Genomic DNA, 12,254 nt, shown 5'->3' with positions numbered 1-12,254 from the left:
GCGGTAAAGATACCGCCCAGAGGGCGGCGTTACGTAAGTCAAACAAAACGATATTCTGCTGTGAGGAATCATGGTAATACTACAACATCTGTGGGAGTTAATATTATTTCTCGTGATTCTATCAGGGTCACTTCCTTTATGTTTATTTCTTGCGCTGATTAATCAAAGTGAAAATGTTAAATCTTCCTTAGCCCATTTTTTGTTAGTAACATTAACGGCATGGAGTATTATAGAAATCAGTCTTGGCTTAATTTTAGGCACTTTCGAGAAGTTAACACTAAACACGGTGATTTTTTCAGAAATACTCCTATTTATTAGTGGTTTCAGTTTAATTGTTGCCAAAAGATATAGTTTTTCAGTTGTGCTTCAAAAGCTACCGAAGCTCAAACAGTCACTCAATAAAACGGAACAAATAATTATTAGTTCTGCTGCTGCTGTGGCGCTTGTACTTTTGTTGATATTAGCAACAAAACCAATCACTAACTATGATTCTTTGTGGTTCCACTTACCCGCAATCTCCCGCTGGTATCAAACAGGGGCCTTAACTTTATTAGATGCAACAGGAAATTGGATATTCGATCACCAAGATGCCATAGTTTACCCTTATAATTGGCATATTTTAAACTTGCTATTTGTTCTCCCTTTCGGCGAAGATTTCCTGGTAGCTTTTCCGCAACTAATTGCTTGGATAATACAGGGAATTTCCGTCTATCTTTTGAGTATTTATTTCGGCGCAAGTCGCATCAATAGCATGGCAGCTTCATCTTTATTGTTGACTGTGCCGATGGTGCTCAATCAGGTTAATACCATTCATATAGATTTACCATTATCTGCATTATTTACTGTAACTTTATACTTTGCCTTATCTTATTATAGCCGCAGAAGTATATCTGATTTTACTCTGTTTTTGGCTGCCTTGGGAATATTTGCAGGCATTAAAATTACAGCCATTATTTATGGCGCTTGTATTTTGGGGGGATTGGCAATATTAGAATTGAAAAAAATCTGGTTAAAACCCAAAGACACACAATTTAATTTTCAGGTAAAATCACCGCTGCTATTGTTTGGAATAGTCCTTTTGTTGTTTTTAGGAGGATTTTGGTATGTGCGAAACCTTCTGCATATCAATCATCCTCTTCAGAATTTGACTCTGTTTTCGCCAAGTTTTCCTACATCTCCACCGCCGAAAAATTCAGAAGCATTCGGGTATTTAAAGATTTGGAAAAGCACTTTATTGAATCAATTTAACCTCACAAAAATATCTAATTGGCAGATTTTTCTCTCTCAAGTAATTGTAAGATTGCAGTTGCCATTTATAGCAATGTTATGCCAGATATTCGCATTGCTAGTTTTGGCAATATTTAAAAAGCGAATACCCCAAATAAATGAAAAATTTGTTTGTTTAATTATTTTACTCATTGGCACAGGCTTTTTGTATTTTATTACACCATTTAGTTCTGGTACTGACGGCGAAATAGTTGGTCAACTAAGTCCTTTATTAGGATTTAATTTAAGATATGGATTTCCATTTTTAAGCATGATATCCGTAGCCGCAGCGGTGAGTGCAACTTTAGTCAAAACGGCAGATATATTAATTATATCAACTGTTTTAATTAGCGGTATTGTAGGTATTTTTAGTAGCGAATTTTTTGATGCTATCAAAAATGCCTCTTTTACTGGAAATAGTATAATTTGGGGTAGTCAACTGATTAACCAGTTTAAATCTTCTCCGATAGAAGCTGGTAATACAGTAATCGCAATACTGAAACCTAACCTGATTGATATCTGCCGATATCTAGGAATTTATGTGATTTATTTAGTGTTTATTTTCTTACTAACTTGGCAATTATCTCAGGGTAGATTTTTGACAATAGGATTGCATAGATTTCAGCGTTTTAGTCGAACAATTGTGATTTGTACTTGTATAGGGTTAATGATTTTAATCGTTAGTACAACTTGGATGTGGCGGGAAAAACGAGAGTTGAATCGAGCTGAAATTTATCAAGGGATGTATGATTATATTGAAAAAAACACGCTTCCTGATGAAAAAATTGGATTCTTTTTAAGTCACCGCAGTTACCTTTTTTACGGGAAAAACCTAAATCGGCAAGTTTTATATGTTCCTTTGAGAGTGAAATTCGATCAGAGTGCTAAATGGGCTGATAGTTTGCGGCAAAATGGAGTTAAAATAGTTGCATTAGGGCCTCTGACTTCCCTTGATAAATATACGAAAAAAACTGTATCTTGGTTAACGAGTGAGGATGGGTATTTGGAATCTGTTTGGGGTGAAAATGTTAGTCAAAAGTCTGTTTTGTATCGATTGAAAAGTAAATAAAGATTACCAAGATTGCCCAAAATTATATCATAAGTTAGGACACTCGCTCATGGCCCAAACCATTAACTCTGTTCCCCTCTTCCCCTTCTTCCCCTTCTTTCACGCTTCCCCTAGCCTAAGCGCCCCTAACCGCCCTGGCGGTTGCTATATCTGCTTGATTTCGCTTGACAATGCGGGAAATTGAGCGATGAAAAATGTTCCCAATCGTTACCATCAATTCGATATTTTTGCACCGACTCTCCACCAACACTTCCCGGCTAGTCAGTTTACACTCAGAGGATGGCGGCTCTTGTAATCTCAGAGGTGCCTCCAGAGCATCTTGATGTCTCCAAAACTGGAATAATAAGTTTAAAAGGCTTTTAGCCAATATTCTGTAAAAACCAAAACGAAACAAGGGTGAGATACACTCAGCTTTTAAAGCTTGGAATAACCAAAATAAAGCGGTGCTATCGCTCCCATTCCGACTACTTTGGTGTGCCAAAGATATCAAAAAAGTGCTAGCAGAAAATCGGTACAGGAACTCTGGAATTTCAGGATGTCGTTGCTTTACATCTTGCAGCATTAAGGCGTGAGACTTCGCCATCGCCATATAATTACTAGACATACTGCTGTAAACTTTGCGGTATCCAATCAGAAATTCTGGCACGACTTGGTATTGATAGTATTCTGCCAATCGTAGGTACAAGTCCCAATCTTCACAGCCTTGAGCACTCTGTTCTCTATAATTACTTTCGTAAAAGCCAACCTTATCCAAAGCAGAACGCCGGATCATTGAAGCGCTAGCATTACCTAAAAAGTTGTGGCAGACTAAGGTTTTATAAACTTCACCTTCAATTGTAAAAGCGCGGAATCCCCCGGTTAAAAATCCCTTTTCGTCAATGTCTAATGACCAAGAATAGACGACTCCTAATGATGGCCCTCCCGCCATCATACATTTAACTTGTTTTTCTATATTTTCAGGATACCAAATATCATCGGCATCAATGGGGGCAATGTATTCTCCTATTGACTTCTGAATTCCTAAGTTACGAGCAGCAGCAACGCCAGCATTGGGCTGTTTTAGGAGTTGGACGCGAGGATCTTTTTGGGCGATTTTTTCTACAATTTCAGGGGTTCGATCCTGGGAACCGTCATCGACTACTAAAACTTCAATTTGTGGATAAGTTTGAGCGAGAACAGATTTTAGAGTTTCTTCAATAAATTTCTCAGCATTGTATGCAGGGATAATAACTGAGACGAGAGGTAAATTGGGGGATTTTTGAGAATCTGGCTGCATTGGCTTTTATAGCAACCGCCAAGGCGGTTAGGGGCTAGGGGCTAGGGGCAAGGTTGCTATAAGAGTGATTGTATCGCATTCTTAGTTCAAAGTCAAAAGTTAATGGTATAGCAGGAGGCTCTTGTAATCAGAGCCTTGGGTTTGAGCGATCGCTTATAGGACTTTCGCAATAGAAGTTAAATTTTAGGGATTCATCTCCCAAGGTTTGTCACAGAAGAATCCCCGTGTATGACAGACTGGGGAGTGTCAATATTGAGCTTTCGAGTTGCTAACCCCCGCACTTGTTCGTCGGCATCGTGAAGCGATCGCGCTTGCAAAAGAGAGATGGCTCCGGGATGATGGGGATAGTGTTCGATAATTGCTTCCAAAGCTGTAAACCGAGGGTTGTAAGGGAAAGAGCCTTTCTGGTTATAAGGGTCATTGATGGCGCGATCGCACAAAAATTCAAACATTCCTGGTTCCTCTTTCCACCCCCGCATCAATTCCAACAGTGCAATTACTCGCACATGAGAGTCAGGATCGCTTTCTGCTCTACTTTTGAGCCATACCAAAGTTTCCGAGTCATTTTTCCAACCCCGTGCTAATTTCTGTACGGCGGCTTGTCTGACACTTGGGCTCTCGTCGCACTCAGCCTGGGCCTTCAGCAAGGTCAAGGTTTCGGAATCGCCAGGCCACCTGCAAGCAAGTTCTTGTACGGCTGTCTGCCTTAGTGCTACATCATTTGACTGAACTAGAGATTTTAGCCAAGATAAGATTGTCGGTTGGTTTGACCATCCTTGGGCGATTTCTTGGACGAGTACAGTCCGCAGGTAGGAATCGGGTTCTGAGTCAGCTAAAATTTGAAGGAAAGGCAAGGTTTCAGACTCCTGCGGCCACCCCCTAGCGATGCCTCGAAGTGCAGCTTCTCGCACGTTTAAATGACTGTTCGACTCAGCAAGATTTCTCAGCCACAGGAAGATTTCGGGATGAGACGATCGCAGTTTAGCTATTTCTTGCACGGCAGCTTGTTGGACAATCCAATAATCGTCCGCCTCGGCTAATGTTTTTAATAGCGTTAAGGTTTCTGGATTTTCGGGCCAACCTCTAGCTATTTCTTGAAGGGCGATTTCTCGTACTTCTACATCGCGATCGCTCTGGGCTACAGTTTTTACAAAAGCCCAAGTTTCTGAGAAATCTTGCCACCCTCTGGCTATTGCTTGTACCGCCACTTCTCGGACTGCGGAATTGCCCTCAGATTCGGCTACAGTTTTCAGTAACAGATAAATTTCGCGATCGCCCCCCCAACCCTTTCCCAACTCTGCTAATGCAGCCTTTCGCACTTCCTTATTCTCATCTGACTGAGCTAATCCTCTCAGCAAAGACAAAGTATCTGCCTCTTCTCGCCAACCCCGCGCCAATTCTCGCGCCGCCACTATTCGCAGAGTTGAACTGCTTGTCTGAGTTAGCTTTTTGATTTGGGGCAAAGTTTCGGCATCCTGCGACCAACCTCTGGCGATCGCTTCCCAAGCTGCTACTCGCACTGTTAAACTTTCGTCAGCTTCAGCAATTTTTCTCAGCAAAACTAAGATATTTGTTTGATTTGGCCAATTTTTGGCTAATTCTTGCACGCCTACCCTGCGGACTGCGGGACTGGTATCTAACTCCGCGAGGTGTAACAGCAAAGGTAATGTGTCCGCCGCTTCCCGCCAACCCCGCGCCAACTCTTGGGCCGCTGCCGATCGCACGGCCCAACTGCCGTCAGATTCAGCTAAGCTTTTGAGAAGGAGATATATATCTGTCGCGTCAGGCCAACCCCGCGCCAATTCTTGAGCAGCGGCGGCGCGGACTTCTCCGGTATCGTTAGACTGAAGCAGATTCAACAGCCAAGTATAGGTTTCTGGTTGGTGTTTCCAAGTAGCTGCGATCGCTCTAATTGCCTGCGATCGCACTTGATAAGTTTCCTGCAACTCTTGAGCGCTTTGATATAAAATCAAAAAGCCAGTACCATACTGAGATAAGCTCTTAAAAGAATTGAGCAATGTAGTATCAACAGTTACTCGATCGCGATTTTTTGTTTCTAACAGACATTGAGCCGCCAAAAACAGATTGATAAATCTTTCTTCTTGACCGTTTTGCCCAATCAAATATTCAATAATTTCTGATACACTCTCCTCATCCAGCCTTCCTGCAATTAGCCGCAGGACTTCATGCCAGGATTCTTCCCGCCAGTGTCCCCCGAAAATTTTCGTTTTGAGTTCCGCTGTAGTCAGCTTGCCAGATTGAACTTGTTCTACGATTAACTCCGCCGCAGTCCGGGCATCATTGTCGGCAATAAGTTTTTCTAACATAGGTGTCGAGGCAGTTTCCAGGTAGCTGGCACAAATCTGATTGTTATTTATATAGAGTAAGGCATTTCTGCCCTTCTAGATAACTAAATGTTTCTACCCTTGGGCCTTCTACCTTCTACCTTCTGCTATATTACCATTCCCCCTGAAGCGTAAAAGCCGCCCAATAATAAGGAGAACGCCACTTTTCCTGCTGTAACATTTCCAATTGCGCCGCCCTTAATGCCGCCGCTGGCGTTAACCCTTTTTGCAGCATTCCCTGATAGAAACTTGCCATTAGTTTCGACGTTCCTTCATCGTCCACATTCCACAAACTCACGACTACTCGCTTTGCACCAGCATACATAAATCCCCGTGTCAATCCTACCATTCCCTCGCCTTGAATGTTCTGACCTAAACCAGTTTGACAGGCACTTAAAACTACTAAATCTGCTGACAATTTCAGATTAAAAATATCCGTTAGTCGCAGGAATCCATTTAAAGGATTGCCATTTTTATCGACTAAAGACATCACAATTCCTGACAATTCAGGGTGAACGCTATTAACTAAACCGTGAGTGGCAAAATGAATGATTTTATATTGGCTTAAATTTGGGCTAGTTGCTGTGGCACGGTTAGCTTCAAAATCCAAAGATTCAGTACCAGAATTAGTCGGTAATAAGGCTTGAATAACTTGCGCTTCTTGGCGAGTAAAAGTTAAACGTTGAAACTGTACGTTATTGTCGCGAATAGAACGGCTTAAACCCAGATTTACTGATTCTATTGCTTGCTGAGTAGTGGCTGAAGAATTATTTTTCACTCGTTCATCATTAGCACTAAAGACTGGATCGGCAAGAATAGCTAAAGCCTTACTAGGGGCTGGTCTATCATTGTAATTTTGTCTTAAACTTGCTAAGGTGGAAGCCGAAGGTAGCAGCACGATTTCATGGTCTATAATTAAAGGCTGATTTCCATTTTTTTCAGAATTATCATTCAGTGATAGTGCCGCAAAGGGCAGATAATTTAACACGCCATCACCAACTATGAGCAGGCGTTTTTTACCAATTTTTGCGGCTACAGGCTGTAAGATCATTTGACTGATAGCATTGTTAGTTTCAGCTAAGCGAGTGGGGTTATTTCGGTAGCGCTGATTAGTGACACTATCTCGAAAATTACGGGCGGCTTCCTCAATGTCGGCAACTTTGGGTAATTCATAACTGGTGATGCCGGTTTTAGTCACAGCCCAGAGATAGCTGCGATCTTTTCCTAGAGAATACTGGAGTAAAATTGTATTTTGATCGAGAATTTGTTGTTGAATTTGTGAAAGAGTTAGGGGTTGCGGTTGAGTAAGGGCAGCGTAGCGGGGACTGGTAGCACGAATTTGAGCTTGAATGTCCTGATATTGTCCTAGTAAAGTTTGCCGTTTTTGGTCTAATTCTGTTTTTTGTTCGGGGGTAGAATTGGGGCGACTTAGAACTTCGACTCGGTGTTTTTCTATTGCGTCGAGTTGTTGTTGTAAACTGCGTTCTTTTTGCAGTAATTCAGGGGAAACGCCTTGACGAATATCGGCGTTTGCTTCTTGAAGAAGTTCGAGGAGGCTGCGGGCGCGGGAATGTTCGCTGGCTTCAAAGGCTTTGGTATCATAACCAGAATTAGGTTGCTTTTTGTGCAGTTGCATTAATAGGTCAATGTAGAACTGGTAATAGTTTTGTACAGTGGCAAAGTATGAGGTGCGAAGTTCAGGGCTGGTAACTTTTGTGCGGAGGTTTTCGATGATTTTGATGGAGGCTTCAATGTCGGTGAGGGCTTCAGTAAGATTGCCTTGATCGCGTTTAATGGTAGCACTATTGTAGAGGGTGAGGGCTTCTCCAGGACGATCGCCCAGAGCCCGAAACAGCGGGAGGGCTTGCTTGAAATACTCTTCTGCTTTCTGCTTTTCTCCCAATTCTGAGTAGGTAACACCTATATTATTAAGTGTAAAGGCTTCTCCGCGCCGATCGCGCACTTCTCGTCTCAGATACAAGGCTTTGTTGTAGTAATCGAGGGCTTGCTGTTGGTTTCCCAAATCGTTGTAGACTAAGCCGATGTTGGTGAGAGTAGTTGCTTCCTTAGTGCGATCGCCCATAGCGCGAAACAAAGTAAGGGCTTGGTCAAAATATTCTCTGGCTTTCTGTTTTTCTCCTAAATCATTGTAGGCTAAGCCGATGTTATTGAGTGTGGTAGCTTCCGCATTGCGATCGCCCGATGATGTGCGCGTATTTGGAGATATATTCAAGATATTGCTGGGGAGAATTGCTTCGATCGGGCGATCCGCCATTCCTCGAATCAGCGCCAGAACTTGGTTGTAGTAGTCGATCGCTTGCTGTTTCTCTCCCAAAGCATAGTACACAGCGCCGATATTGTTGAGGATGACGGCTTGTTTGGGGCGATCGCCTAAAAATTGATTCTGGGAAAGGGCTTGTTTGTAGTAATCTAAGGCTTGTTGTATCTCTCCTAATCTATTAGAAATTAAGCCCATTTGGTTCAGCGCATAAGCTTCATTCTTCAGATATCGAAGCCTTTGATAAAGCAAACGTGCTGCATCAAACTTTTGCAATGCCGCCCGGTAAGATGCTGCTGTTTGTTCATTGAATAGTCGCCTAGCTTCCTGAATCAATCGCTCGGCTTGATCTTTTTTTTGATTTAATAATTGTTTGTTTTTCTGAATTAATCGATCGGCTTCTCCATCCGGGATTTGATTTCCACTGAGATCGAGGGTTGTCAGATTCGTCAATCCCAATAAAGGTGTCGCATCTGTGATTTGATTTCTACTGAGATCGAGGGTTGTCAGATTAGCCAATCCCGCTAAAAGTTTGACATCGGTGATTTGATTTCTACTGAGATCTAGGGCTGTCAGACTTGTCAAGTTCGCTAATGGTTTGACATCAGTGATTTGATTGGAGTGAATGAAAAGCAGTATCAGATTAGTCAATCCCGATAATGGTTTGACATCGGCGATTTTATTCTCACTTAAATAAAGAAAATCTAACTTAGTCATTCTCGATAAAGGTGCCACATCTACAAGTTGATTAGATGCGAGGGAAAGCCCTGTTAGATTGGTTAATCCCGCTAATGGTGCCGCATCTACGATTTGATTGGCTTCGAGGAAAAGCTCTGTGAGATTAGTCAGTCCCGATAACGGTTTCACGTCTCTTATTTGATTGAAATTGAGGACGAGAAATCTCAGATTAGTCAGTCCCGATAACGGTTGCACATCTCTTATTTGATTTAAACTGAGGTTAAGCTTTCTAAGATTGGTAAATTTTGATAAGGGTTGGAGATCGACTATTTGATTGCGAATCAGGGAAAGTTCTGTTAGATTAGTCAGCGTTTTTTGAGCGCGATCGCACTCTTGTGTCTTTGCTTTTGACAGCAACACCTCAACAGTATGTCTGACTTCGGGGGTCAAACTCTCTTTGTTGGTACACCAATCGCCAAAGCTTTCAAATATCTTGGGATTGGGCCCTGTAGCAGATCCTAGCAGGATACTCGCACCTACAGCTAAGCCCCAATGCCCCCAAACCCAAACTGTGAATTTCATAAACACCTGCTCAAACAAGACCTTGTTAACCGGTATCATAGTCGATGTAGAACTGGTAATAGGCTTCAATGTTAGTGAGGCTTCGGTGAGATTGCCTTGAGCGCGTTTGGCAGAAGCCATGTTGTCAAGGGTGCGAGCTTCCCCAGTGCGATCGCCAGCTTCTCGATACAGCTTTAATGCTTCTTCCCATTTAGCGATCGCGCCTTTTAAAGCTTCTAACATCCCTTGCTGATAATGGCAATCAACCTTGCGATCGTATTGTGGAACTCAGACCGTCTTAACTGCCAAGAAGGTTGCTATAAATATATCATATCCTTTGTCATTGTTCGCTGTGCGAAGCAATCTCAAGGCTATGTGATTGCTTCGGGCTTAGTTTGCTTCGCTTCGCTCGCAATGACATTGTTAGGCTTATAATGACATTATTACTTTTAATTTATTCATATACTTATTAACATTTATCGCGTCCAAGTTAGCCATTGAGAAAACAGTTTTTTCACAAATGGTGTCAACCGAGTACGATTGTAAGCATCCGCCGCTTTGCGAATTGCATCCGCTTGAGTTGGATAAGGATGAATCACGCTGGCAATTTTTCCTAAACCAATATTATTAACCATTGCCAAAGTTATTTCGCTAATCATTTCGCCTGCGTTTCTAGCCACAATTGTTGCACCTAAAATTTTATCTGTACCTTTCTTGACATGAATTTTTACAAATCCTTCTTCTTCTCCGTCAGTAACAGCTCTATCTACCTGACTAAAAGGAATAAAAAACGTATTTACATCAATTCCTTTTTCCTCAGCTTCTTGCTCATACATTCCTACATGAGCAATTTCTGGGTCTGTATAAGTACACCAAGGCATTGTCAAAGCACTAAGTTTTTTACGTCCTAAAAATAGAGTATTTTGAATTACGATTCTGGCGGCAAAATCAGCAGCATGAGTAAATTTCCAGTTCATACAAACATCGCCAGCGGCATAAATACGGGGATTACTGGTTTGCAGATTATCATTGACAATTATCCCATTTTTTATATCATATTTAACGCCGACAGATTCAAGGTTTAAGGTCTCTACATTCGGGGAGCGTCCTGCACTAGCTAAAATTTCATCTACTACTATTGAATCTTCCTTGCCATTAGATTGATAATAGATAACTTTGCCTGCATTTGTGCGCTCAATTCTCTTGATTTTGCATTGCAAGATTAGTTGAATTCCTTCTCGGATAAAAGCCTGCTGAACAATTTCTGCTGCATCAGTATCTTCGCGGTCTAAAATGTGAGCATTTTTGTGCAGCAACACTACTTCTGAACCCAATCGCTGAAATGCTTGAGCTAATTCGGAACCAATCGGCCCGCCGCCAATTATTGCTAAACGTTTCGGCTGTTCTGTGAGGTTAAATACTGTTTCGTTAGTAAGATATCCAGCTTCTTCTATACCCGAAATTTGTGGTTGCAATGCTCTCGCACCTGTGGCAATTACTGCCTTTTTAAAACGTATAGTTTGACCTGCAACTTCTATTGTATCATGACTGGAGAAACGACCTGCTCCTAGAAAAACATCAACCCCTAATTTTTCTTGATAGCGTTGAGCTGAATCGACATCGCTTATTCCTGCTCTTAACCGCCGCAGTCTTTCCATGACTGCGGTAAAATCAACAAAATCAACTTCTATATTATCAGGAACTCCGATGCCAAATCGATTTGCATCTCTGATATCAGCAGCAACAGTCGAGGAACGAATTAGACATTTCGATGGCACGCAACCAACATTTAAACAATCGCCACCCATTAAATTTTTTTCAATTAAAGCCACTTTTGCACCTAACCCTGCTGCACCTGCAGCCACTATTAATCCCGCAGGGCCAGCTCCGATTATAACTAAATTATAACGGCTAACTGGTTGCGGATTTACCCAATCTAACGGATGTAAATAAGAAACTAATCTTTGGTTGTGTATATCCATCGGGGATATATTTATATTGTTAACTTTCGAGTCTGACATTGTTTTTATTTCTCCTGTTAAATACTGGCTTCTAAACTTTTACGAGCAATCCGAGCTGCATAACTGGTAACAGCAACAGTAGCAATAAAACCTAACCCATTAATAAGTAAATTTGCGGTAGATGCTTGGGTATTTACAGCATAACAAGCTTTTTGTATTATAGCTATCTCTCCTCCTAAAGAACCGAGGTACACGTACATCATAGTCCCTGGAATCATACCAAATGAACCGAGAATATAGTCTTTTAAGGAAACTTGCGTCACTCCAAAAGCATAATTTAAAAGGTTGAAAGGAAAGATAGGAGAAAGGCGCGTTAAAAAAACTATTTTAAATCCTTCTCTGCCAACAGCTTCATCAATAGCTTTGAATTTTGGATGCTTCTCAATTTGTTTTGCCACCCAGTCGCGAGATAGGTATCTACCGATCAAAAAAGCAAAGGTAGCACCTAAAGTTGCGGCAATAAAGACATAAAGCGAACCCCAAATAATGCCAAAAATAAAGCCTCCTCCTAGTGTGAGAATAGAGCCGGGTATAAATAACACAGTAGCCAAATTATAGATAACAATGAATGCTAATGGCCCCCAAAATCCAAGCTGGTTAATCCACACCAATCCGCTTCTTAAAAGTTCTTGAGTATTGGCATATTTTGCTGTTATAGTAATGATAACAACTAATGAGACAATTAAGGAAAATCTTAAGATATTTTTGATATATCGATTTGGACGGGTTGGCTGTGGTTGCTCTAACATGATTTTGCCCT

7 protein-coding genes are annotated in these 12,254 nt (G+C 41.6%); 2 read left to right on the top strand and 5 right to left on the bottom strand.

Annotated elements, in window-relative coordinates; translation table 11 throughout:
* Window positions 1-70 precede the first annotated feature (70 nt).
* On the top strand, window positions 71-2,335 hold the full coding sequence (locus PY364_RS01940; RefSeq protein WP_275519997.1) for a glycosyltransferase family 39 protein: 2,265 nt from the start codon (window positions 71-73) through the stop codon (window positions 2,333-2,335).
* A 115-nt stretch (window positions 2,336-2,450) separates the two neighbouring features.
* On the opposite strand, the gene PY364_RS01935 is transcribed toward PY364_RS01940, so the two are convergent.
* From PY364_RS01935 to PY364_RS01925, 3 genes are all read right to left on the bottom strand, one after another.
* Window positions 2,451-3,611 (bottom strand): glycosyltransferase family 2 protein, encoded by a 1,161-nt coding sequence (locus PY364_RS01935; RefSeq protein ID WP_275519995.1) that lies wholly within the window; start codon window positions 3,609-3,611, stop codon window positions 2,451-2,453.
* 191 nt (window positions 3,612-3,802) lie between these two features.
* Entirely contained in the window at window positions 3,803-5,938 is a 2,136-nt protein-coding gene (locus PY364_RS01930; protein WP_275519993.1) for a HEAT repeat domain-containing protein, read from the bottom strand.
* A gap of 130 nt (window positions 5,939-6,068) precedes the next feature.
* Window positions 6,069-9,716 carry a CHAT domain-containing protein gene (locus PY364_RS01925; RefSeq protein WP_275519991.1) on the bottom strand — a complete coding sequence of 1,216 codons (3,648 nt, stop codon included), beginning with the start codon at window positions 9,714-9,716 and terminating at the stop codon, window positions 6,069-6,071.
* 12 nt (window positions 9,717-9,728) lie between these two features.
* Between PY364_RS01925 and PY364_RS01920 the strand changes: the two genes are divergently transcribed.
* Complete coding sequence (locus tag PY364_RS01920) at window positions 9,729-9,908, top strand: hypothetical protein (RefSeq protein ID WP_275519989.1); 180 nt, start codon at window positions 9,729-9,731, stop codon at window positions 9,906-9,908.
* Window positions 9,909-9,949: 41 nt separating this feature from the next.
* Here the strand turns inward: PY364_RS01920 and PY364_RS01915 are convergent, their stop codons facing one another.
* Together PY364_RS01915 and PY364_RS01910 are read right to left on the bottom strand one after the other, a co-directional pair.
* Window positions 9,950-11,494, bottom strand: a complete 1,545-nt coding sequence (locus PY364_RS01915) for a mercuric reductase (RefSeq protein ID WP_275519988.1) — start codon at window positions 11,492-11,494, stop codon at window positions 9,950-9,952.
* A gap of 17 nt (window positions 11,495-11,511) precedes the next feature.
* A complete protein-coding gene (locus PY364_RS01910) occupies window positions 11,512-12,243 on the bottom strand; it encodes a TVP38/TMEM64 family protein (RefSeq protein ID WP_275519986.1) in 732 nt (243 codons plus the stop codon).
* Window positions 12,244-12,254 lie beyond the last annotated feature (11 nt).

It is taken from the genome of Kamptonema sp. UHCC 0994 (genome assembly GCF_029167235.1).
Lineage (GTDB): Bacteria > Cyanobacteriota > Cyanobacteriia > Cyanobacteriales > Microcoleaceae > Kamptonema.
The sequence above is the reverse complement of the archived record's forward strand: the minus strand, read 5'-3'. Positions and strand labels throughout refer to the sequence as shown.